At 64.5% G+C, this 22,253-nt stretch carries 16 protein-coding genes, 2 tRNA genes and 3 rRNA genes; 5 read left to right on the top strand and 16 right to left on the bottom strand.

Going from position 1 to position 22,253, the window contains the following annotated elements:
• Positions 1–13: 13 nt before the first annotated feature.
• From flgE to flgB, 4 genes are all read right to left on the bottom strand, one after another.
• Positions 14–1,240, bottom strand: coding sequence for a flagellar hook protein FlgE (gene flgE / locus AC1Z3O_RS21580; protein ID WP_483517925.1), 1,227 nt, complete (start codon positions 1,238–1,240; stop codon positions 14–16).
• A 62-nt stretch (positions 1,241–1,302) separates the two neighbouring features.
• The gene (gene flgD, locus AC1Z3O_RS21575) at positions 1,303–1,968 is read right to left on the bottom strand and encodes a flagellar hook assembly protein FlgD (RefSeq protein WP_483517924.1); all 666 of its coding nucleotides are present in this window, start codon (positions 1,966–1,968) and stop codon (positions 1,303–1,305) included.
• 36 nt (positions 1,969–2,004) lie between these two features.
• Positions 2,005–2,412 carry a flagellar basal body rod protein FlgC gene (gene flgC, locus AC1Z3O_RS21570; protein WP_483517923.1) on the bottom strand — a complete coding sequence of 136 codons (408 nt, stop codon included), beginning with the start codon at positions 2,410–2,412 and terminating at the stop codon, positions 2,005–2,007.
• A 7-nt stretch (positions 2,413–2,419) separates the two neighbouring features.
• Positions 2,420–2,827: a flagellar basal body rod protein FlgB gene (gene flgB, locus AC1Z3O_RS21565; protein ID WP_483517922.1), complete on the bottom strand. Its 408-nt coding sequence runs from the start codon at positions 2,825–2,827 to the stop codon at positions 2,420–2,422.
• 221 nt (positions 2,828–3,048) lie between these two features.
• Here flgB and flgA point away from each other — a divergent pair, with 221 nt between their 5' ends.
• The 3 genes from flgA to AC1Z3O_RS21550 all read left to right on the top strand — a co-directional run bounded on the left by flgA (position 3,049) and on the right by AC1Z3O_RS21550 (position 4,710).
• Positions 3,049–3,771 (top strand): flagellar basal body P-ring formation chaperone FlgA, encoded by a 723-nt coding sequence (gene flgA / locus AC1Z3O_RS21560; protein ID WP_483517921.1) that lies wholly within the window; start codon positions 3,049–3,051, stop codon positions 3,769–3,771.
• A gap of 150 nt (positions 3,772–3,921) precedes the next feature.
• Positions 3,922–4,224: a flagellar biosynthesis anti-sigma factor FlgM gene (flgM, locus tag AC1Z3O_RS21555; RefSeq protein ID WP_483517920.1), complete on the top strand. Its 303-nt coding sequence runs from the start codon at positions 3,922–3,924 to the stop codon at positions 4,222–4,224.
• A gap of 33 nt (positions 4,225–4,257) precedes the next feature.
• The gene (locus tag AC1Z3O_RS21550) at positions 4,258–4,710 is read left to right on the top strand and encodes a flagella synthesis protein FlgN (protein ID WP_483517919.1); all 453 of its coding nucleotides are present in this window, start codon (positions 4,258–4,260) and stop codon (positions 4,708–4,710) included.
• 148 nt (positions 4,711–4,858) lie between these two features.
• Here the strand turns inward: AC1Z3O_RS21550 and AC1Z3O_RS21545 are convergent, their stop codons facing one another.
• The 7 genes from AC1Z3O_RS21545 to AC1Z3O_RS21515 form a co-directional block, all read right to left on the bottom strand.
• Entirely contained in the window at positions 4,859–5,338 is a 480-nt protein-coding gene (locus AC1Z3O_RS21545; RefSeq protein WP_483521897.1) for a flagellar protein FlhE, read from the bottom strand.
• Positions 5,338–6,054, bottom strand: a complete 717-nt coding sequence (locus AC1Z3O_RS21540) for an RNA polymerase sigma factor FliA (RefSeq protein ID WP_483517918.1) — start codon at positions 6,052–6,054, stop codon at positions 5,338–5,340. Before AC1Z3O_RS21540 ends, AC1Z3O_RS21545 begins: the two co-directional genes overlap by 1 nt.
• A gap of 123 nt (positions 6,055–6,177) precedes the next feature.
• A complete protein-coding gene (locus AC1Z3O_RS21535) occupies positions 6,178–7,020 on the bottom strand; it encodes a MinD/ParA family ATP-binding protein (protein WP_483517917.1) in 843 nt (280 codons plus the stop codon).
• A 4-nt stretch (positions 7,021–7,024) separates the two neighbouring features.
• Positions 7,025–9,436, bottom strand: a complete 2,412-nt coding sequence (gene flhF / locus AC1Z3O_RS21530; RefSeq protein ID WP_483517916.1) for a flagellar biosynthesis GTPase FlhF — start codon at positions 9,434–9,436, stop codon at positions 7,025–7,027.
• Between the two features lie 10 nt (positions 9,437–9,446).
• Positions 9,447–11,537, bottom strand: a complete 2,091-nt coding sequence (gene flhA / locus AC1Z3O_RS21525; RefSeq protein ID WP_483517915.1) for a flagellar biosynthesis protein FlhA — start codon at positions 11,535–11,537, stop codon at positions 9,447–9,449.
• Entirely contained in the window at positions 11,534–12,676 is a 1,143-nt protein-coding gene (gene flhB, locus AC1Z3O_RS21520; RefSeq protein WP_483517914.1) for a flagellar biosynthesis protein FlhB, read from the bottom strand. The genes flhA and flhB overlap by 4 nt, the downstream gene beginning before the upstream one ends.
• Before the next feature lie 245 nt (positions 12,677–12,921).
• Entirely contained in the window at positions 12,922–13,380 is a 459-nt protein-coding gene (locus AC1Z3O_RS21515) for a CopD family protein (protein WP_483517913.1), read from the bottom strand.
• A gap of 172 nt (positions 13,381–13,552) precedes the next feature.
• Between AC1Z3O_RS21515 and AC1Z3O_RS21510 the strand changes: the two genes are divergently transcribed.
• Positions 13,553–14,461, top strand: a complete 909-nt coding sequence (locus AC1Z3O_RS21510) for a DMT family transporter (protein WP_483517912.1) — start codon at positions 13,553–13,555, stop codon at positions 14,459–14,461.
• 452 nt (positions 14,462–14,913) lie between these two features.
• Here AC1Z3O_RS21510 and rrf read toward each other — a convergent pair.
• The 5 genes from rrf to AC1Z3O_RS21485 all read right to left on the bottom strand — a co-directional run bounded on the left by rrf (position 14,914) and on the right by AC1Z3O_RS21485 (position 20,064).
• Positions 14,914–15,027 (bottom strand): 5S ribosomal RNA (rrf, locus tag AC1Z3O_RS21505).
• 112 nt (positions 15,028–15,139) lie between these two features.
• Positions 15,140–18,017, bottom strand: a 23S ribosomal RNA gene (locus AC1Z3O_RS21500).
• A gap of 290 nt (positions 18,018–18,307) precedes the next feature.
• Positions 18,308–18,383: transfer RNA gene (locus AC1Z3O_RS21495), tRNA-Ala, on the bottom strand.
• Between the two features lie 11 nt (positions 18,384–18,394).
• Positions 18,395–18,471, bottom strand: a tRNA-Ile gene (locus AC1Z3O_RS21490).
• 61 nt (positions 18,472–18,532) lie between these two features.
• Positions 18,533–20,064: ribosomal RNA gene (locus AC1Z3O_RS21485) — 16S ribosomal RNA — on the bottom strand.
• Together the 16S, 23S and 5S rRNA genes with 2 tRNA genes alongside form the textbook arrangement of a ribosomal RNA operon.
• Before the next feature lie 550 nt (positions 20,065–20,614).
• Here AC1Z3O_RS21485 and AC1Z3O_RS21480 point away from each other — a divergent pair.
• Complete coding sequence (locus AC1Z3O_RS21480) at positions 20,615–22,204, top strand: exonuclease domain-containing protein (protein ID WP_483517911.1); 1,590 nt, start codon at positions 20,615–20,617, stop codon at positions 22,202–22,204.
• Positions 22,205–22,253 lie beyond the last annotated feature (49 nt).

Below are 22,253 nucleotides of genomic sequence, written 5' to 3'. Positions count from 1 at the left end.
TCGTCTTTCCGCGTTACAGGTTGACCAGGGTCTGCATCACCTGGTCCTGCGCCTTGATGGTCTGGGCATTGGCCTGATAGTTGCGCTGCGCGACGATCAGGTTCACCAGCTGACCGGACAGATCCACGTTGGAGTCTTCCGTGGCATTGGACTTGAGCGTGCCGAGGCTGCCGCCCGGCGCCGACAGCAGCGCCTGGCCGGAGGAACCGGTCTCGGACCAGACGTTGTTGCCCTCCGGCTTCAGGCCCTGCACGTTGCCGAAGCCAGCCAGCACGACCTGGCCCAGCGCCTGGGTCTGCTGGTTGGAATAGCTGCCCAGGATGGTGCCGTCGCCCTGCACCGCGAAGCCCAGCAGGCTGCCCGAGGTGTAGCCGTTCTGCGTCAGCTGCTTGGTGTCGCTGTCAGCGCCGAACTGCGTGGTGCCGGTCAGGTCCAGCTTCGCATCCATCTGTGCGGCGCCGTTGGCGGCCGGCACGGTCAGCGTAATCGCCGCCGGCGCGGTCGACTGCAGCGCGCCCGCGCTGGTGAACGCCAGCGTGGCCGGCATGCCCGCCAGCACGTTGCCGGCGGAGTCGGTCACGTACATGTTCCAGTCGGTGCCGCCCGCAACGGTCGGATTGGCTGCCGACTTGCTGAAATAGGCCGTCAGCTGCTGGGAATTGCCCAGCGAGTCGAAGACCTGGATCGGCGTGCTGTAGTTGAACATGTCCGACGTCGGCAGATTGCCGGGCGCGCTGGCGAAGGCCTTTGCGGGCACGGTGCTGCCCGAATTCAACTGGAGCTGGGCAGCGATGTTGCTGGTGGCCTTGGGCGTCATCTGCGCATTGCTGATCGTCAGCGGCTGCGGCTGCACGCCGGCGCCGGCCTTCACGCCTGCCGGATAGCCGGTCAGCTGCAGGCCCTGCGCGTTGGTGATGCGGCCATCGGCCTGGCGCACGAACTGGCCGTTGCGTGCATAGAAGACCGAGCCGTCGGTACTCTGCATGCGGTAGAAGCCCGCGCCGTTGGTGATAGCGACATCAAGCGCGTTGCCGCTGTTCGAGATATTGCCCTGGTTGAAGGACTGGACCACCGAGTTCACGGAAGTGCCCAGGCCAATCTTGGTGCCGGCATAGACATCGGCGAATTGCGCGGTGGACTGCTTGAAGCCGACGGTGTTCGCGTTGGCGATGTTGTTGCCGATCACGTCCAGATTGGCGGAGGCGGCGTTGATGCCGCTTACCCCTTGACCGAAGCCCATATGAGTATCCCTTGTTGCCTGTCGTTCGTCGAAGACCGGCGCGTGTCCGCCGGACCGGGTGATTAAAGAATGCGGCGGATGTCGTTGACGTTCGCGCTCTGGCCGTTGCCGATGTCGGCCAGCACGCCGGTCGAATCGCCGCTGATGCTCTTGACGGTGCCGTAGTTCAGCGCCACCGGCGACACGCTCTTGCCGCTGGCAGTCGCCGTCACCTTGAAGGTGTAGTCGCCATCCGGCACGGCCACGCCAGCATCGTTCTTGCCATCCCAGCTCACGTCCTGCACGCCGGCGGTCTGGCCCTTCAGATCGATGGTGCGCACGACCTGGCCGGAGGAATCGACGATGTCGACCGTGACCGCATCGGCAGTCGACGGCAGGTCGATGCCGAACTTGCTGGAAGTACCGTCGGAGACGCTGATCTTCGAGCCCGGCACCATCACGGTGTGCCCGATCAGGGCAGTCGAACCCATCGCGCGGCTCGCGCTGACCTGGGACAGCAGCTGGTTCAGCGTGCTGTTCATGGTCTGCATGCTGCTGACCGTGCTGATCTGCGCCAGTTGCGAGGTCAGCTGCGAGTTGTCCATCGGGTTGAGCGGATCCTGATTGTTCATCTGGGTGACGAGCATGGTCAGGAAGTTGTTCTGCAGATCGGCGGCGCTGGCGCTGCCGGACTGCAGGCTCTGGGTCAGGCTGGTCGTCGTGCTGTTGACGTTGGAAGTGGTGGTCATGGCGGATCCGACTGTTTGGCGATGGGTACCCGGGCCTTACTGGCCGAGGGTCAGCGTCTTGAGCATCATGCTCTTGGCCGAGTTCAGCACCTCGACATTGGCCTGGTAGGAACGCGAGGCGGAAATCATGTTGACCATCTCCTCCACCGGATTGACGTTGGGCATGGTCACGTAGCCTTGGGCGTTGGCCAGCGGATGCGTGGGATTGAGCACCATGCGCGGCGGCGAGGGGTCTTCCATCACGCCCTGCACCTGCACGCCGCCGATGTCGCTCTGGCCCGGCGTGGGCGCCAGGCCGAAGACCACCTGCTTGGCGCGGTAAGGCTGGCCGTCCGGGCTGACCGCGCTGTCGGCGTTGGCCAGGTTGGAGGCGGTGACGTTCATCCGCTGCGATTGCGCGGCCATGGCCGAGCCGGCCACGTCGAAGATGTTCATTGCAGGCATGGCTCGCTCACTGCTGGATTGCCGCCAGCATGGTCTTGATCTTGGAGTTCATCACGGTCAGGTCGGACTGGAAGCGAACCGTGTTGTCGGCGAAGGCCACGCGCTCGGTATCCATCTCGACGGTGTTGCCGTCGATGCTCGACTGCAGCGGAATGCGGTAGGCCAGATCCTGCTGGCCGCCGGCGGATGCCTGTCCGGGCAGGTGGCGCACCGAGGTCGTGGACAGCGATACGCCTTGCGCCTGCGCGCCGCGCTCCATGGACTGCGCGAGCGTGCTGGAGAAATCGAAGTCGCGCGCCTTGAAGCCCGGGGTGTCGGCATTCGCGATATTGGCGGCCAGCACCGATTGCCGCTGGTTGCGCAGGCTGAGCGCCTCCTGCTGGAAACGGAATGCCGCGTCGAGTCTGTCAATCATGTCTGCATCTCGCGTGGAAGGGAGAACATGGGCGGCACCTGCCACCGCAATGCTTCTTCAGGCATGCCATCTTAGGTGTGGCTCCGCCAGGGCAATCGCATGAATAGGCGACGGAAACCCGCGCATTTCCCTCCCAAGCGCGCAGCACGCCTGCCTACAATGTGAGGCGTTCCGATACGCGCAGCCGACTCCTGGCGCGCGTTCCATGCTGGGAAGAAGAGATGAAGCCGCTCTATCGCGCAGGCCCGCTGCTGTTGATGCTGGCCGTGGCCGCCACGCAGGCTGCGCCGCCGCGCGCCGGCCAGGCCGGCGCCCCCGTCAGCCCGTTCGCCGACGACCCGGTGCGCCGCGCCGTGCAACAATTCCTCGAGCGTCAGACCGCCGGGCTGCCAGGCAAGGTCAGCATCCAGGTGGTACCGCCTTCGGGCGGACGCGCGCCGGACTGCCCCCTGCCCGATCCCTTCCTGCCGGCCGGTGGCTCGCCATGGGGCCGGGTGACGGTCGGCGTGCGCTGCGGCGGCGAACGGCCATGGATCCGCTACCTGCAGGCGCAGGTGGCCGTCATGGCTGACTACTATGTGGCCGCGCGCGCGCTGGCACCGGGCGAGCCGATCGCGCCCGCCGATCTCGAAGTGCGCCAGGGCGATCTTTCCACCCTGCCGCGCGCGGTGGTGACCGATCCGGCCCAGGTGGCAGGCGCGGTGGCGGCCAACCGCATCGCAGCGGGCTCCCCGGTCCGCGCCGACCTGCTGAAGAAGCCGGCGGCGATGCGCCCCGGCCAGGTCGTGACGGTGACCGTCGAGGGCGAGGCCTTCCAGGTCAGCAGCGAAGGCCGGGTGTTGACCGAGGCCGCCGTCGGCGCACCGGTCCAGGTTCGCCTGAAGAGCGGCCAGGTGGTCGGCGGGATCGCGCGCAGTGCCGACACCGTGGTCCTGCAGCAGTAATCCGGGCTGGCACTGGCGCGGGAGCAGTGCCGGGCCGGCCCCTGCCGGCCATGCGACAATGCCGACCAGGCCATCACTGGCCAGGCGAAGTCGGCCTAAAGTTCCGCGCCGAACTTCCGATATGCCAGAGGAACCCAGCAAGGAACACCCGTGAAGATCAATCAATCCACCTCGTCTCGGCCTGGCGAGCCCGCTGACGGCGCCACGCGCGCCGCCCCGGCCGCCAGCGCAGCGTCGCCGGTGCAGGCCTCGGGCGACGTGCACGTCAGCCCGCTGGCCGCCCAGGTCCGCGCGATCGGCGCGGGCCTGGTACAGGACAGCGACGATGACATCGACACCGCGCGCGTCGAGGAGATCCGCCAGGCCATCGTGGAAGGCCGGATCAAGATCGACCCGAGCAAGATCGCCGATGGACTGCTCGCCTCGCTGCGCGAGCTGCATCAGAACAAGTAGGTCAACAGCAGCCCTCTATCCGCGGAGAATGAAATGAGCCTGATCCGTAGCCTGCAGCACGAAACCGAGGCCGTGTCGGCATTTGCCGGCGCGCTGGCCGAGGAACGCGAGGCGATGAAGTCGGGCGATTTCGCCGCGCTCAGTACCCTGCTCGAGCGCAAGACCGCTCTGGCACGCGCACTGGCCGACATGAGCGCGGCGCGCGAGGCGCAGATGCGCGCGGCCGGCATCCGGGCCGACGCGAGCGGCCAGCTGGTCGGGCTGCGCATCGATCCGGCGGTCACGCTGGCGTGGCGTGACCTGCGGCTGGCAGCGCAATCCGCGCGCGACGCCAGTGAACTGAACGGCGCCGTGATCAACGCTCACCTCGAATTCACCAGCGCTGCGCTGCATACGTTGCGCCAGCGCGGCACCGATGCCGGCCTGTACGGCCGCAACGGCCGCGCCGAAGGCGCGACGCCCGGCGTCAGCCTGGCCTGCGGCTGAACAATGCCGGCGCCCCGGGGCAATCCCCGGGCGCCGGTCGCCCACGCTGACCTGCGCGGGCAATGCACCGGGCAGGCACACCGAAGCCACGGGCCGGCGTGCGGCCCACAGCCCGCCTGCCGCACCCCTAGTTCAATGATCCAGCGGACTAGCGGAAATTCACGATGACCTGATCGGAACGCCCCTGCAGCACGGGCGTCAGCGCGCCGCGTCCCGGCACCATGAAGGCAAAGACAAAACCCTGGCCGGCGTCGTCGCCACGAAAGGCGTCGGTGCGGCCCTGGGCATCGGGCAGCATCACGCAGCGCACCGAATTGCACAGATAGGCCTGCAGGTCCGGCGGAATCCCGCCGACAAAGGTGTAATGCCAGCGCACCGCCGTCACCACGCCTGCGGCCTGCGGCGGCCGGTAATTGGGCAGGATGGGCGGCGACATCGTGCGCATGCCGCGGCTATGCAGTGCGGGTCCCTGCACGGACGCCGACCACGAAAAGCTAGGCCCAGTATCGGCCGCGCGCGCCGTGCCGCCGGCCAGCACGAGCGACGACGTCGCGATGCAGAACACACAGACAGCCCGCGGCACGCGTGCACCGCACGGCGACGCCGTTGCCGGGCCGCCGGCGCGCATCAAAGCAGGCCCCGCAGCTGGTTGCGCAGCCGCGTGATCGCCTGGCCGCGGATCTGGCAGACGCGCGACTCTGTGACTTCGAGCACCGCGCCGATTTCGCGCAGGTTCAATTCCTGGTCGTAGCATAGCGACAAGACCAGCTTTTCCCGTTCCGGCAAGCGGTCGATGGCGCGGACCAGCGCCTCGCGCATGCCGCTTTCCATCAGCACCAGCAGCGGATCGCCGTCGTCGCTGCCGCCCAGGTGGCGGTCCAGGAAATCCTCTTCGCCGGAGCGTTCGAAGTCTTCGTAGTGCAGCAGCTGGCAGCCGTGCACCTCGTTGAGCAGCAGCTGGTATTCGTCCAGCGGCATCTCCAGCGCCTCTGCCACCTCGGAATCCAGCGGTGCGCGGCCCAGCTTCTGCTCCAGGCCGCGCACCGTGCGCTCGATCCGGCGCGTGAACTGGCGCAGGCTGCGCGACTGCCAGTCGTTGGCGCGCACCTCGTCGAGCATGGCGCCGCGGATGCGCTGGCTGGCATAGGTTTCGAAGCGGGCGCCATGGGTGTCTTCATAGCGCTTGGCCGCGTCAAGCAGGCCGATCATGCCGGCCTGGATCAGGTCATCGAGCTGCACGCTGGCCGGCAGCTTGGCCGCGAGCTGCAGTGCGATGCGGCGCACCAGCGAGGCATGCGCCTTGACGATATCCGTTTGTTCGAGCTTTCCCTGAATCGTGTACATGGTGGAACTCTCGTGGCTCCTAGAGCGCGAAGCAGTTTGCGGCCCCGCCGCGCGGGCACGGCATCGCCTCGGCCCGGGTGGGCGGCGCGGCACGGGCTGAGCGCGTGGCGAGGGGCATCGGCTTCAGTGAATGCGTGCTTGGTCCCGTTCCCCCGCCATGGGGGACAAGGACGACAAGGCGGACGGAGCGGGCGCAGCCTGCAGCGGCCAGCCGCCGATGCCGCTGGCGATGCGGCGCAGCGCGACGGTGGCAGGCGCAGCGGGATAGGCGTCGACGACGCCGCGCCCGAGCTGCTCGCCCTGCTGCACCAGCGGGTCCAGCGGCAGGTAGCCGGCACAGCTAGCCTCGACACCGAGGTACTGGCGGGCCGTACGGGCAAGATTGCCCGCGACCGCGGCGGCGATGCCGTCACCGGACGCGGCGTTGATCACCAGGTGGAAGTGGCGGCAGGCATAGCGGTGGTGCAGGCGCTTGATGCAGGCATAGGCCGCCGTGATGGAGGCCGCCTCGGGCCGCATCACGACCAGCAGGTTGTGCGCGATGCCGGACAGCGGCGACAGCCCGCCCTGCGCATCGGCCCGCGCATCGGCCACCACGGTGCGGAAGCCCGCGAGCGTGCCGGATAGCGCGGAGGCGTCAGGCAAGGCACCGCCGTCGGGCAGCACGGCGAGGCCGGACGGGTGTGCCGGCCCGAGCGCTTCCTCCAGCGTGGCGCGCGCCTGCAGCACGGCAGCCAGCGTGGCGCGCGGCGCGGCGCCGGCGAGCCTGGCGGCGCGGGCAGCGCGCTCGTCCTCATCGACCAGCAGTACGCGCTCACCCTGCCTGGCCAATGCACTCGCCAGGCCGAGCGCGACGGTGGTCGCGCCCGCGCCGGGCTCGCATGCCACCACCGCGATACGGCGCGTGGTGCGCGGTGCCAGCATGCGGCGCAGCCCTTCGGCCTGATCGGATGCCAGAGTATGCACTGACTTACTCTCCCAGCGGCGCGAGTTGCACGGTGGCATACCGCCCGGCCGATTCCTGCGCGGCGAGTGCTTCGGCCTGCGCGGTCGCGAAAGGTGCAGCCTGAGGCGTGGCCTCCGGCGCAGCCTTGCGCTCAGTGCGCGCCGGATAGTTTTCCAGCACGTCCAGCAAGGCAAGCAAGCGCGCCAGGCCTTCGACCAGCAGCGGCCCCTGCCCCGACTGCGCGCCCTTGCCCGCCACGCGGCCGGCAAGGCGGGCCAGGAAAGCCGGCGCCGAGGCCGTCGGTTCATGTTCGAGGCGCAGCGCGGTCAGGCCGGCCTGCAGCGCCAGCAAGGCGGTGCGGCATTGCGCTTCGTCAGCACTGGGCACCGCGCCGCGGGCAAGATGATCGAGCGCGTGCCGCAGCGTGCGGAAGCGCGCGTCGGCCACCTGGCCCCAGCGCGCCCAGCGCGCCAGTTGCCCGGTCTCGCCCGCCAACTCGGGATCGCACAGCAGATAGGCCGTCTCCAAAGACTTGCCGCTGTCCCGCTCGACCAGGCGCGACACCAGCAGGCTGGCCTCGATGCCGCCCTCGGCGCCACCGCGGCCGGCACGGCGTTGCAGCGGGCCCTCCGGCACGCGCACCGGCACCTGTGCCAGCCACTGGACGGCCTCCCGCCCCTGCACGGAGACGTCGCCCATGGCGTGGAAGGTCAGCGTCTCGGCCAAGGTCTCGATCTTCCAGGCAGCGCCGCCGCTGAGCACACGGCTGCCCTTGCGGGCCCCGGCGAGCCAGCGCTCCCCGCCCTGCTGCCAGCGGGCCAGCACCGCCGGGCCTGGCAGGGCATCGACGACGTTGACCACGGTACGCGCGGCGGCCAGCGCGGCCCGCAGCGTGGTCGCTTCGGCCTCGCCGGCGCCACCGCGCCCGCCTGTGACGGTGGCGGCCAGCGGATAGCCGTCGCGGTCGGCCAGCCACAGTGCGTACTGCACCGATTGCGGCGCACGCCGCCCGGGAGCCTGCACGGATGCGCTGGCGCCCAGCGCCAGCACATAGCGCTCGCAGCGGCGGCCGACTTCCCGGCAGGCCGACTCGCGCACTTGCTGGGCCACCGCGCGCAGCGGTACGGTGTCGTCTTCACGCTGCTGCCAGAGCCCGCGCAGCAGCCCGAAGCCCTGCGCACCCGCTTCCAGCTCCGCCACGCAGGTTCCGACCGCGTCGGCGCTGTCGCTGAGCGAACGCAGCATGTCGTCTGCCGCCGGCGCGCTGGCCGCGTCGCCTTCCTCGGCGGCGGCGCCCAGGCGGTGCGCCACGTCGGCATCGGCGAACACCGAGCCGCGCCGGGGCGTCAGGAAGGCACGCTCGACCAGGGCCTGCGACTGGGCCAGTTCCAGGTGCTCCGGCACGCGCTGGCCCGTCGAAGCATAGAAGACCGGCAAGCGATGGCGGATCACCACGTCGAGCACCGCGCCCAGATGGGTCGCTTCATCGAGCTTGCTGATGATGCAGCCGTCCAGCCCGCCGCTGCCTTGTCCGCCCGCAGCCGTCTCCTGGCGATAGGCGTGCACCACTTCGTTGAGCGTATCGCCGTGGCTGGCGCCATTGAGCAGCAGCACGCGCTGCACCGGAGCCTGCACGCCGGCAAGCATGGCGATCTGTTCTGAAAGATTGCGGTCGCGCTGGCTCATGCCGACGGTATCGACGATCACCAGGTGCTTGTCGGCGAGCGCATCCAGCGCGAAGCGCAGGTCGGCGCCGTCCTTCACCGCGTGCACGGGTACGCCGAGGATGTCGCCATAGATGCGCAGCTGTTCGTGCGCGCCGATGCGGAAGCTGTCCGTGGTCAGCAAGGCGAGCCGCTCGGGACCATGCTTGAGCACGAAGCGCGCGGCCAGCTTGGCCGTGGTGGTGGTCTTGCCGACGCCGGTCGGGCCGATCAGCGCCAGCACGCCGCCCTGTGCGAACAGAGCGTCGTCGTCGCCCAGCACCTGCACCTTGCGAGCCAGCTCTTGGCGGATCCAGGCCATCGCGGCTGGGCGATCATGGCCGAGCGGAAGGCGTGCCAGCAGCGTACGCGCCAGTTGGCCCGAGAATCCCGCGCCGGCCAGCCACGCAAACAGCGATTCGCGCAGCGGATCGCCCGCGGCCACAGGCGTCGAGGCCATGCCGGCGAACTGCCGCTCGATCAGGGCGCGCATCGACTTGAGCTCGCCGCGCAGGTCGCCGAGGGCGGCGTCGTCCGCACGCTCCTCGACAGGCGCCACGTAGGGGCGGGCGCTGCCGGAGATCGCGCCAAGGTCGGCATCGCGCATGGCGACGATCTCCACGCCGCCTTCCACGGTGCGATTGGACAGCACCACCGCGTCGGGTCCCATGGCCTCGCGCACTTGACGCAGGGCCTCACGGCCGTTGGCCGCCACGAACTTCGCTACGCTCATCGCGCCTTCCTCACGCTGCACCGCCGATCATCGCGGTGATCCTGATATTCCTGTTGTCCGGCACCTCGGCATGGGACAACACCTTGAGCTGCGGCAGGGTGCGCCTGAGGAAGCGCGCAAGCAGCGGACGCAGCGGATGCGGTACCAGCAGCACCGGGTTGTAGCCCATCTGCTCCTGCCGCTCGACCGCAGCGCGCGCCTGCTCCAGCAGCGCATCGGCCAGGCCCGGCTCGATGCCGCCACCGCTGTTGAGCGCCTGCGTCATTACGCGCTCCAGGCTGGCATCGAGGCCGATCACCTGCATCTCCGCCCCGCTGGGGAACAGGTGCTGCGTGATGGCGCGGCCCAGTGCCAGGCGCACCAGGGCGGTCAGTTCGTTGGGGTCAGTGACCTTGGCGGCGTGCTCGGCGACAACGTCGAGGATGGTGCGCATGTCGCGGATGGGCACGCTTTCGTCCAGCAGGTTCTGCAGCACCTTCTGCAGCGCAGTCAGCGAGATCAACTTCGGCACCAGGTCCTCGGTCAGCTTCGGCGACTCCTTGGCAATGCGGTCGAGCAGCTGCTGCACTTCCTGGCGTCCAAGCAACTCGGCGGCGTGCAGGTGGATCAGGTGGTTCAGGTGGGTCGCCACCACGGTGCTGGCGTCCACCACCGTATAACCGTAGGCCTGGGCGCGCTCCTTGAGCGCAGCGTCGATCCAGACCGCGGGCAGGCCGAAGGCCGGGTCGCGGGTCTCCGCGCCGGGCAGCGAGCCGCTGACCTGACCGGGGTTGATCGCCATCCACTGCCCGGGCACCGCCTCGCCCGCGCCGACCTCCACGCCCTTGAGCGTGATGCGGTAGGCGTTGGGCTTGAGTTCGAGGTTGTCGCGGATATGCACCACCGGCACCAGAAAGCCGATTTCCTGTGCCACCTTCTTGCGGATGCTCTTGATGCGGCCGAGCAGTTCGCCGTTCTGGGCGCGGTCGACCAGCGGAATCAGCCGGTAGCCCACTTCCATGCCCAGCGGGTCGACCAGGGTGACATCGTCCCAGGTCGCTTCGCTCGATTCCGCGGTGGGCGCGGGCTGGCGCGCCTCACGCGTCTTGCTGTCTTGGGCGTCCGCCTGCTGGCGCCGCGCCAGGTAGCGGCCGAACCAGACCAGCGCGCCGGAAAACAACAGGAACGCAAAATGCGGCATGCCCGGGATGATGCCGAGCAGGCCGATGATGGTGCCGGTCAGGTAGAGCACGCGCGGGTTGGAGAACAACTGGCCGGTCAGCTGCTGGCCGACGTCCTGGTCGTTCGACACGCGCGAGACGATGACACCCGCGGCGGTGGAGATCACCAGCGCGGGGATCTGCGCCACCAGGCCGTCGCCGATGGTCAGCAGCGTGTAGTTGCGCACGGCCGTGGAAAAATCCAGGTCATGCTGCACCATGCCCACCACCATGCCCGCGCCGACGTTGATGAACATGATCATCAGGCCGGCCACGGCATCGCCGCGCACGAACTTGCTGGCACCGTCCATGGCGCCGTAGAAGTCGGCCTCCTGGGCCACCTCGGCGCGGCGTTTCTTGGCGCCCTCCTCGTTGATCAGGCCCGCATTGAGGTCGGCATCGATCGCCATCTGCTTGCCGGGCATCGAGTCCAGCATGAAGCGCGCACCCACCTCGGCGATACGGCCGGCACCTTTGGTGATCACCATGAAGTTGATCACCACCAGGATGGCGAACACCACGATGCCGACGGCGAAATTGCCGCCCACCAGGAAGTGGCCGAAGGCTTCGATCACCTTGCCCGCCGCATCCGGGCCGCTGTGGCCTTCCAGCAGCACCACGCGGGTGGAGGCCACGTTCAGCGACAAGCGCAGCAGCGTGGAGAACAGCAGCACGGCGGGGAAGGCGGCGAAGTCGAGCGGACGCTGGGTGTACATGCCCACCAGCAGCACCATGATCGACAGCGCGATATTGAAGGTGAACAGAAGATCGAGCAGGAAGGGCGGCAGCGGCAGCACCATCATGCCCAGGATCATCACGATCAGCAGCGGGCCTGCCAGGGCCCGCATCTGGCCGGCACTCTGCCCGACGGGCAGCTTGATCAGGGAACTCAGGGCATTCATGCGCGGCTTTCCGGTACGGCTAGTTCGTCAGGCACGGGAAGGTTGCTGGGCGCCGCGGGCTGCGGTCCGTTGGAGTAGTGCCAGTGTTTCAATTGGAAGACCCAGGCCAGCACTTCGGCCACGGCGGTGTACAGGCCGGCGGGAATCTCCTGGCCCAGTTCGACGTGCCGGTGCAGGGCGCGCGCCAGCGGCGGCGCCGACAGCAACGGCACACGGTGTTCAGCGGCGATCTCGCGGATGCGGGCGGCCACCAGCTCGCTGCCCTTGGCCACCACGCGCGGTGCGCTCATGCGGCCCTCCTCGTAGCGCAGGGCGACCGCGAAGTGCGTCGGGTTGGTCACCACCACATCCGCCTTGGGCACCTCGGCCATCATGCGCCGGCGCGCCATGGCACGCTGCTGCTGGCGGATGCGTCCCTTCACATGCGGGTCGCCCTCAGTTTCCTTGTGCTCCTGCTTGACCTCCTCCTTGGTCATGCGCAGCTTCTTGTGGAACTGCCAGAACTGCCAGGGCACATCGAGCCCGACCACCACGATCAACGAGGCGACGACCAGCGCCGAACAGAACAGGACCAGCTCGAGCATGTGCTGCAGCGCCTCCTGCACCGGCGCATTCATCAGGGCGATGGCGTCCGGCAGGCGGTGCCAGAGCACCCATGCGGCAACCCCGCCCACCAGCACCGACTTGGCAATGGCCTTGAACAGCTCGGCCAGCGTCTGCGCCGACACCATCCGCGAAAGACCCTGCAGCGGCGACAGGCGGCTGAAATTGGGCGCGAGCGATTTAGTCGAGAACATCCAGCCGCCCAGCAGCAGCGGCGCAGCCAGCGCCGCCACGGCGAACAGCAGCAGCAAGGGCAGCAGCGCGAGCAGGCTGTCCCAGACCACGCTGGCAAATTGCGACAGCATGCGCGACACATCGAAGGCCGTCGCGGGTTCGAAACCCAGGCTGTGCCGCATGTTGGCATCCAGCCTGCGGCCAAGCGGCGCGCCAAGCGTCCACAGGCCGGCTACGCCGGCCATCAGCATGATGAAGGCGGCGAGCTCGCGCGAACGGATCACCTGCCCCTCTTCGCGCGCCTTTTCCAGGCGCCGGGGTGTGGCGGGTTCGGTTTTCTCGAGATCGCTTTCTTCGGACATGCACGCTCCGTTGCGAAGCGCCAGACGGCCCTTCGTCAGTGTGACGATTATCGAAGCGGGCCTGACCTGCCATTAGCGGGAATAGGGCCGGGAATCGGGTGCTGTTTGCGTGATCAGCAATGCCGGTGGATGCGGCGTTCGGCCCAGCGAGGAATAACGGACGGCGCCCCGACAACTTGAGGCGAGGGGCTTCGCGCGGTGGCGACGGCCGCCTGCACGTGGCGGGCTACGAGCCCGCGCCTGCCTCAGGCTAGGCCCGCACCCAGCGTGGCCACGCAGATGGTCAGCAAGCCGAGCAGCAGGTTCCAGCCCACGGCCTGGCGGATCCGCCCGAGCGCCACGCCGCCGGCTGGCCAGTCCTCCGCCTCCACGCTGCGCCGCAATGCTGCGAACGGCCCGACGTAGACGTACAAAAAGATCGCGAACATCAGCAGCCCGCTGCCCATCATGACGTGCCAATTCGCCGGCGCGGCCGAGCCGGCTTGGCCGAAGCGCACCATGCCGGTCACTCCGATCAGCAGCACGGTGGCCCACACCCAGCCCAGGAAGCGGCCGAGCACCGCGCGCCAAAGGCGAAGCCGCGACGGCGGCTCGAGCAGCTGGGCCGCGGCAGGACGCAGGCAGACATAGGCGAAAAACATGCCCCCGACCCAGATGACGGCGGCGGCAACGTGGATGAAGCGCAGCAGCAATTCGACGCGCATGATTGGCAGCTCCCGGAAAGGTCCCGGCCGTGTGCGCGGGACGCGGCCTCCATTCTATGCACAGCCGGCGTGGCACGTGCCCTCGATGGGCCGATATCTGCCGATTCGGATGCTACCATCGTGACGTTATCGCCGCATAATCCGTCAACTTCTGAACGCCACGATGATCGCGATGGGCATTGATTCCAGCCACTCCCGCCAATCCCGCTGGACCACTCTCTTCCTGCTGACGTTCCCGCCGTTGACCTGGGCAGGCAATGCCATTGTCGGGCGCCTCGCGGCCGGATATGTGCCGCCGATCACGCTGAATTTTGTCCGCTGGGTGATTGCGGGGCTGATCCTGGCCATCTTCGCGGGGCGCAGCCTGCTCGCGCATCGCGCCGCGCTGCGCGCGAACGCCTGCGTGATATGGGCGCTCGGCGCACTCTCGATCGCCAGCTACAACGCGCTGCAGTATCTGGCCCTGAAGACCTCCACGCCGATCAACGTCACGCTGATCGGGGCCTCCACACCGCTGTTCCTGCTGATCCTGGGTACCGTCTTCTTCAAGGAACGGGCCAAGCCTTGGCATGTGGCCGGCGCGCTGCTATGCCTGATCGGCGTCGGTTTTGTGCTGCTGCGCGGCGAACCGGCGCGTCTCGCCCAGCTCGACTTCGTTCCCGGCGACCTCTTCATGCTGGCGGCGACCATCGCCTGGAGTGCCTACACATGGATGCTGCGCAAGCAACGCCCGGACCTGCCTCTGCCCGCCCTGTTGCTGGCCCAGATCATCACCGGCCTGGTGGTCAGCGTGCCATTCGTCGGCTGGGAACTGGGCATCGAACAGCAATCCATCCGCTGGGGCTGGCAGGTTGTCGCCATCCTGGCCTATGTCGGCACGATGCCGTCACTGCTGGCCTATTTCGCCTGGGACCGTGCCGTCGTGCGGGCCGGCGCGCAGTTGCCGGTCTTCTTTATCACCCTGACGCCAGTGTTCGCCGCACTGTTGTCCACGCTGCTGCTGAGCGAATGGCCGCAGTGGTATCACGCGGCGGGCCTGGCGACAATCGGCGCGGGGATCTTGCTGGCGCAGAAGCGATAGACGATAGCGGTAATTGACTGATAAATCGCCGACAAAGAGAACAGAATAGCGGCGCTCGCTGATCGCAAGGCTTAGCCTGCGCATGAGGACGAGGGGATGCAAAAACCTTGTTGCTGGCCGTAGTGCACGGGCAGCGAGGCCAATGCGGCGGCAATGGGAACGGCTGGAGATGACGTCTCGTTGGGGGGACAAACGCACTGGACGATGTGGTTCGCGCCGGCCTTAGCCGAGATGGAAGCGATGAACTCCCCCGTCGTCCCCACGCAGGCGGAGACCCAGTGGCTTTAACCGCATCAACCGCCCCAGGACGCCGGATTGCGAGTTGACGCTTGCACGGCGGGCCTTCCGCAGGCGTGCCAATCCCCTGCGAGCATTGGCACACCCCCGCTTCGTCGCGCGCAAAAGCAAAACCCCCCAGTCCTTTCGGATCTGGGGGGTTCTGGGAATGGAGAGCCTGGCGATGACCTACTTTCACACGGGTAGTCCGCACTATCATCGGCGCAAAGTCGTTTCACGGTCCTGTTCGGGATGGGAAGGGGTGGTTCCGACTCGCTATGGTCACCAGGCATAAGGGGTTGCTGCGCCGGGGTTGAGCCGTCACAGCGAATAGGGATGTAGTCTTGGTTGTGAGGTATCGGCACAGAGGCGATACGTCAACCAGTGAAACACACTGGTTATAGGATCAAGCCTTACGGGCAATTAGTACTGGTTAGCTTAACGCATTACTGCGCTTCCACACCCAGCCTATCAACGTCCTGGTCTCGAACGACCCTTCAAGGAGGTCAAGCCTCCAGGGAATCCTCATCTTCAGGCGAGTTTCCCGCTTAGATGCTTTCAGCGGTTATCTCTTCCGTACATAGCTACCCTGCGATGCCTCTGGCGAGACAACAGGTACACCAGCGGTACGTCCACTCCGGTCCTCTCGTACTAGGAGCAGCCCCCGTCAAGATTCCAACGCCCACGGCAGATAGGGACCAAACTGTCTCACGACGTTTTAAACCCAGCTCACGTACCTCTTTAAATGGCGAACAGCCATACCCTTGGGACCGGCTACAGCCCCAGGATGAGATGAGCCGACATCGAGGTGCCAAACACCGCCGTCGATATGAACTCTTGGGCGGTATCAGCCTGTTATCCCCAGAGTACCTTTTATCCGTTGAGCGATGGCCCTTCCATTCAGAACCACCGGATCACTATGTCCTGCTTTCGCACCTGCTCGACTTGTCGGTCTCGCAGTTAAGCACGCTTTTGCCATTGCACTTTAGGTACGATGTCCGACCGTACCAAGCGTACCTTCGAACTCCTCCGTTACACTTTGGGAGGAGACCGCCCCAGTCAAACTGCCTACCATGCACTGTCCCCGACCCGGATTCACGGGCCAAGGTTAGAACCTCAAACAAACCAGGGTGGTATTTCAAGGACGGCTCCACCGAAACTAGCGTCCCGGTTTCAAAGCCTCCCACCTATCCTACACAGATCGGTTCAAAGTCCAATGCAAAGCTACAGTAAAGGTTCATGGGGTCTTTCCGTCTAGCCGCGGGGAGATTGCATCATCACAAACACTTCAACTTCGCTGAGTCTCGGGAGGAGACAGTGTGGCCATCGTTACGCCATTCGTGCAGGTCGGAACTTACCCGACAAGGAATTTCGCTACCTTAGGACCGTTATAGTTACGGCCGCCGTTTACCGGGACTTCAATCAAGAGCTTGCACCCCATCATTTAATCTTCCGGCACCGGGCAGGCGTCACACCCTATACGTCCACTTTCGTGTTTGCAGAGTGCTGTGTTTTTATTAAACAGTCGCAGCCACCAGTTTATTGCAACCCCTTCACCCTTCTGGCGCAGGCCAGTCAAGCTACCAGGGCGTACCTTATCCCGAAGTTACGGTACCAATTTGCCGAGTTCCTTCTCCCGAGTTCTCTCAAGCGCCTTAGAATACTCATCTCGCCCACCTGTGTCGGTTTGCGGTACGGTCTCGTATGACTGAAGCTTAGAGGCTTTTCTTGGAACCACTTCCAATTGCTTCGCGACCTGAGTCGCTCGCCCCGCAGCCTTGAATTACGCGCCCGGATTTGCCTAAGCGCCTTCTCCACTGCAGGGACCGGGACTTCCAACACCCGGACAACCTTCCGCGATCCGTCCCCCCATCGCATCATACGACGGTGCAGGAATATTAACCTGCTTCCCATCAGCTACGCATCTCTGCCTCGCCTTAGGGGCCGACTCACCCTACGCCGATGAACGTTGCGTAGGAAACCTTGGGCTTACGGCGAGGGGGCCTTTCACCCCCTTTATCGCTACTCATGTCAGCATTCGCACTTCTGATACCTCCAGCATCCTTTACAAGACACCTTCACAGGCTTACAGAACGCTCTCCTACCACGCACTTGCGTGCGTCCGCAGCTTCGGTGACTGGCTTAGCCCCGTTACATCTTCCGCGCAGGACGACTCGATCAGTGAGCTATTACGCTTTCTTTAAAGGGTGGCTGCTTCTAAGCCAACCTCCTGACTGTTTTAGCCTTCCCACTTCGTTTCCCACTTAGCCAATCTTGGGGACCTTAGCTGGCGGTCTGGGTTGTTTCCCTCTTGACACCGGACGTTAGCACCCGATGTCTGTCTCCCGTGATTGCACTCTTCGGTATTCGGAGTTTGCTATGGCGGGGTAATCAGCAATAGACCCCCCAACCATGACAGTGCTCTACCCCCGAAGGTGAGACACGAGGCACTACCTAAATAGTTTTCGGAGAGAACCAGCTATTTCCAGATTTGTTTAGCCTTTCACCCCTATCCACAGCTCATCCCCTAACTTTTCAACGTTAGTGGGTTCGGTCCTCCAGTACGTGTTACCGCACCTTCAACCTGGCCATGGATAGATCATCTGGTTTCGGGTCTACACCCAGCGACTGAACGCCCTGTTCGGACTCGCTTTCGCTACGCCTGCCCTAATCGGTTAAGCTTGCCACTGAATGTAAGTCGCTGACCCATTATACAAAAGGTACGCCGTCACCCCCGAAAGGGCTCCGACTGTTTGTATGCATGCGGTTTCAGGATCTATTTCACTCCCCTCCCGGGGTTCTTTTCGCCTTTCCCTCACGGTACTGGTTCACTATCGGTCGATCACGAGTATTTAGCCTTGGAGGATGGTCCCCCCATCTTCAGACAGGATTTCACGTGTCCCGCCCTACTTGTCGTACACCTAGTTCCACAACGCTGTTTTCGCATACAGGGCTATCACCTGCTATGGCCGGGCTTTCCATCCCGTTCTGCTAACAACACTGCTAAAGAGTACAAGGCTCTTCCCATTTCGTTCGCCACTACTCTGGGAATCTCGGTTGATTTCTGTTCCTGCAGCTACTTAGATGTTTCAGTTCGCCGCGTTCGCTTCCCTTGCCTATGTATTCAGCAAGGGATGACCCATACGGGCCGGGTTTCCCCATTCGGACATCTCCGGATCAAAGCTTGTTTGCCAGCTCCCCGAAGCTTTTCGCAGGCTACCGCGTCCTTCATCGCCTGTGATCGCCAAGGCATCCACCACATGCACTTGTTCGCTTGACCCTATAACGAGTGTGTCTCAAGCTCGCGCTCGAAACGGTTTCGCTACAGGTTGAGTTCTCGCATTTGTGCCGTATTCCAAGTCATCTTTCGATCACTTAAATACTTTGGTTGATACAATCACAACCCGGTATCACGTTAAACTACATGCACGTCTCATCAACGCGCCGTGACACCTTTACTACATCCCATATTGTTAAAGAACAGCCGATGTTTTCACATCGCTTGGCCAATGCCAAATGCAAGCGCTCAACGCTAAGCGCTTGCATTTGGCTTGTCCAACCCAAGGTCGATGGTGGAGGATGACGGGATCGAACCGACGACCCCCTGCTTGCAAAGCAGGTGCTCTCCCAGCTGAGCTAATCCCCCCTCAGATAACTTGGTGGGTCTGGTAGGACTTGAACCTACGACCCCCGCCTTATCAAGACGGTGCTCTAACCACCTGAGCTACAGACCCTTGGCTGTAACAGCAAACAGACCGATAAGTGTGAACGCTTAACTAAGGAAGCACGCTCTAGAAAGGAGGTGATCCAGCCGCACCTTCCGGTACGGCTACCTTGTTACGACTTCACCCCAGTCATGAACCCTGCCGTGGTAATCGCCCTCCTTGCGGTTAGGCTAACTACTTCTGGCAAAACCCACTCCCATGGTGTGACGGGCGGTGTGTACAAGACCCGGGAACGTATTCACCGCGGCATGCTGATCCGCGATTACTAGCGATTCCAGCTTCACGTAGTCGAGTTGCAGACTACGATCCGGACTACGATGCGTTTTCTGGGATTAGCTCCCCCTCGCGGGTTGGCAACCCTCTGTACGCACCATTGTATGACGTGTGAAGCCCTACCCATAAGGGCCATGAGGACTTGACGTCATCCCCACCTTCCTCCGGTTTGTCACCGGCAGTCTCTCTAGAGTGCCCTTTCGTAGCAACTAGAGACAAGGGTTGCGCTCGTTGCGGGACTTAACCCAACATCTCACGACACGAGCTGACGACAGCCATGCAGCACCTGTGTCCACTTTCTCTTTCGAGCACCTAATGCATCTCTGCTTCGTTAGTGGCATGTCAAGGGTAGGTAAGGTTTTTCGCGTTGCATCGAATTAATCCACATCATCCACCGCTTGTGCGGGTCCCCGTCAATTCCTTTGAGTTTTAATCTTGCGACCGTACTCCCCAGGCGGTCAACTTCACGCGTTAGCTTCGTTACTGAAGAAATGAATCCCCAACAACTAGTTGACATCGTTTAGGGCGTGGACTACCAGGGTATCTAATCCTGTTTGCTCCCCACGCTTTCGTGCATGAGCGTCAGTGACGTCCCAGGGGGCTGCCTTCGCCATCGGTATTCCTCCACATCTCTACGCATTTCACTGCTACACGTGGAATTCTACCCCCCTCTGACATACTCTAGCCTTGCAGTCACAAGCGCAATTCCCAAGTTGAGCTCGGGGATTTCACGCCTGTCTTACAAAACCGCCTGCGCACGCTTTACGCCCAGTAATTCCGATTAACGCTCGCACCCTACGTATTACCGCGGCTGCTGGCACGTAGTTAGCCGGTGCTTATTCTTCCGGTACCGTCATCCCTCCGGGGTATTAGCCCAAAGGATTTCTTTCCGGACAAAAGTGCTTTACAACCCGAAGGCCTTCTTCACACACGCGGCATTGCTGGATCAGGGTTGCCCCCATTGTCCAAAATTCCCCACTGCTGCCTCCCGTAGGAGTCTGGGCCGTGTCTCAGTCCCAGTGTGGCTGATCGTCCTCTCAGACCAGCTACTGATCGTCGCCTTGGTGAGCCTTTACCTCACCAACTAGCTAATCAGACATCGGCCGCTCCTATTGCGCGAGGCCTTTCGGTCCCCCGCTTTCACCCTCAGGTCGTATGCGGTATTAGCTAATCTTTCGACTAGTTATCCCCCACAACAGGGCACGTTCCGATGTATTACTCACCCGTTCGCCACTCGCCGCCAGACCGAAGTCCGCGCTGCCGTTCGACTTGCATGTGTAAGGCATGCCGCCAGCGTTCAATCTGAGCCAGGATCAAACTCTTCAGTTCAATCTCTGTGTGTCCTTTCGGTTTCCCTACGGGACTCGCTCTTTCGAGCGGTCGCTCACTCTCAGAAAACTGACTGGCTCCGTCCGAAGACGAAACCAAACATGTTTACTGTGCGAGCACTGATAACTTGTAAGCTAGAAGACCGAAATCTTCCGCTTCCCGCATCAAGCGCCCACACTTATCGGCTGTTTGTTTGTTAAAGAACTCACGCGATTCGCTTTGCTTACCGCGTCGCTGCGTTGTCTGCAGCAGAGAAACGAGATTATCAACGACTTTCTACGTTTCGTCAACAGGTTCGAAGCATCTTTTTTGCTTCGGTCAGTCGCGCTTCGCAGCACCACCAACCATCCCATCGACCCCGCAACCCGCGTCGCGCCTGGCTTTGCCGGGTGCTTCGTGTTGCGAGGGGGCGAATATTAGGCCAGTTCCTCTAGCTTGGCAAGTGCTTTATGAAAAGAATTTGACAGCCCCGCGTCACACACCCGGCGAGCCCTCGGATAGTGCCTCCGCGGGCACCGGAAGCCGGGTCGGATCGGGATAGAATCATCCGATGCCGGACCACCCCGAATCTCAGATCGCCTCCTCAGGCGAATCCGCCGTCGACCCCTTGGCGCTGGCCGCCTCGCTGCCGCGCCCGATCGTCTTCGTTGACCTGGAAACTACAGGTGCCAACGCGCAGCATGACCGGATCACCGAAATCGGCGTGGTCGAGGTAGGGCCGGAAGGCATCGTGGAATGGGAGACGCTGGTCGACCCCGGCACGTCCATCCCTTCCTTTATCCAGCGGCTCACGGGCATCAGCGACGACATGGTGCGCGGCCAGCCCACCTTCGAGGCACTAGCGGAAGGCCTGGCCGAACGACTGCACGGCAAGCTTTTCGTCGCCCATAACGCCCGCTTCGACTATGGCTTTCTGAAGAGCGCCTTTCGCCGCGCAGGTGTGGACTTCCGCGCCGACGTGCTGTGCACGGTCAGATTGTCGCGCTCACTCTTTCCTGCCGCTGCCCGGCACGGACTGGACGCACTGATCGGCCGCTTCGGGCTGCAGCCCAAGGGCCGCCACCGCGCGCTGGCCGATGCCGAGCTGCTATGGCAGTTCTGGCAGCACATCCACGCGCGCTATTCTCCGACGCTGGTGGACCAGGCGGTCCGTGCGCTGATCAAGCACAGCAGCCTGCCGGCCGGACTGGAGGAGGACGCGCTCGACGGCATTCCGGACCGCGCCGGCGTCTATCTGTTCTATGGCGACCAGCCGATGCCTCTCTATATAGGGAAGAGCATCCACCTGCGCCAGCGCATCGGCGCACACTTCGCCAACGACCACCGCGATGCCAAGGACGCCAGCCTGTCACGCGCCGTGCGGCGTGTGGAGTGGCGCGAGACGGGCGGCGAGATCGGGGCACTGCTGCTGGAGGCCCACCTGGTCAAGACGCTGCAGCCGCTGCACAACCAGCGCCTGCGCCGCAACGCCCAGCTGTACTCCTGGGAGTTGCCGCCCGGTCTGCCGGTGCCGCGCTTGCGCTCGGATCGCGACGTCGACTTCAGCCGCCACCCGGCCCTGTTTGGCACCTTCCCCAGCCGGGCCGCCGCGGAGGGGGCGTTGCGCGAATTGGCGCGCGGCCACGGCCTGTGCGAAGCGACGCTGATGCTGGAGCGCACCACGCGCAGCGGTGTCCCCTGCTTCGCTCGCCAGTTGCAGCGCTGCGCCGGCGCCTGCGTGGGCCAGGAATCCAGTGCCGACCACCGCGCCCGCACGGAAGCGGCGCTGGCCCCGCTGGCCCTGCGTCCCTGGCCATTTCCCGGCCCTGTCGCCTGGCGCGAAGGACGCGGCGCCCACTGCCATTGGCATGTGCTGGAGAATTGGTGTTACCTGGGCTCCGCCCCGACCCTGGCGGGCACGCCGGAACTGCTGGGCACGCACGCCCGTTTCGACCTGGACGCCTACCAGATCCTCCAGCCCCATCTGGAAACACTGCTGACGCAAGCGCGCTCGCTGCCGCGCGAGCGCGAATTCGCACTGCTGCCCTCACCCCAGCCGAGTCCATCGGCTGCGACCACCGCGCAGACCGCCCCAGTACGCCGGCCCACGCGAACGCCGGCAAGCGCTTCTGCAACGGCTCCACTCCCTTTCGAAAGCTGACCGCCCCGTCCAATCGGCACCATATAGGTGCATTGTATACTATATAGGG

This window comes from Cupriavidus sp. 09_S30 (genome assembly GCF_056930435.1).
The sequence above is the reverse complement of the archived record's forward strand: the minus strand, read 5'-3'. Positions and strand labels throughout refer to the sequence as shown.

Excerpts from the sequence above, each read along its gene's own strand:
- flgE (WP_483517925.1), bottom strand. The coding sequence starts at position 1,240 with ATGGGCTTCGGTCAAGGGGTAAGCGGCATCAACGCCGCCTCCGCCAAT.
- flgD (WP_483517924.1), bottom strand. The coding sequence starts at position 1,968 with ATGACCACCACTTCCAACGTCAACAGCACGACGACCAGCCTGACCCAG.
- flgC (WP_483517923.1), bottom strand. The coding sequence starts at position 2,412 with ATGCCTGCAATGAACATCTTCGACGTGGCCGGCTCGGCCATGGCCGCG.
- flgB (WP_483517922.1), bottom strand. The coding sequence starts at position 2,827 with ATGATTGACAGACTCGACGCGGCATTCCGTTTCCAGCAGGAGGCGCTC.
- flgA (WP_483517921.1), top strand. The coding sequence starts at position 3,049 with ATGAAGCCGCTCTATCGCGCAGGCCCGCTGCTGTTGATGCTGGCCGTG.
- AC1Z3O_RS21550 (WP_483517919.1), top strand. The coding sequence starts at position 4,258 with ATGAGCCTGATCCGTAGCCTGCAGCACGAAACCGAGGCCGTGTCGGCA.
- AC1Z3O_RS21545 (WP_483521897.1), bottom strand. The coding sequence starts at position 5,338 with ATGCGCGCCGGCGGCCCGGCAACGGCGTCGCCGTGCGGTGCACGCGTG.
- AC1Z3O_RS21540 (WP_483517918.1), bottom strand. The coding sequence starts at position 6,054 with ATGTACACGATTCAGGGAAAGCTCGAACAAACGGATATCGTCAAGGCG.
- flhF (WP_483517916.1), bottom strand. The coding sequence starts at position 9,436 with ATGAGCGTAGCGAAGTTCGTGGCGGCCAACGGCCGTGAGGCCCTGCGT.
- flhA (WP_483517915.1), bottom strand. The coding sequence starts at position 11,537 with ATGAATGCCCTGAGTTCCCTGATCAAGCTGCCCGTCGGGCAGAGTGCC.
- flhB (WP_483517914.1), bottom strand. The coding sequence starts at position 12,676 with ATGTCCGAAGAAAGCGATCTCGAGAAAACCGAACCCGCCACACCCCGG.
- AC1Z3O_RS21515 (WP_483517913.1), bottom strand. The coding sequence starts at position 13,380 with ATGCGCGTCGAATTGCTGCTGCGCTTCATCCACGTTGCCGCCGCCGTC.
- AC1Z3O_RS21510 (WP_483517912.1), top strand. The coding sequence starts at position 13,553 with ATGGGCATTGATTCCAGCCACTCCCGCCAATCCCGCTGGACCACTCTC.
- AC1Z3O_RS21480 (WP_483517911.1), top strand. The coding sequence starts at position 20,615 with ATGCCGGACCACCCCGAATCTCAGATCGCCTCCTCAGGCGAATCCGCC.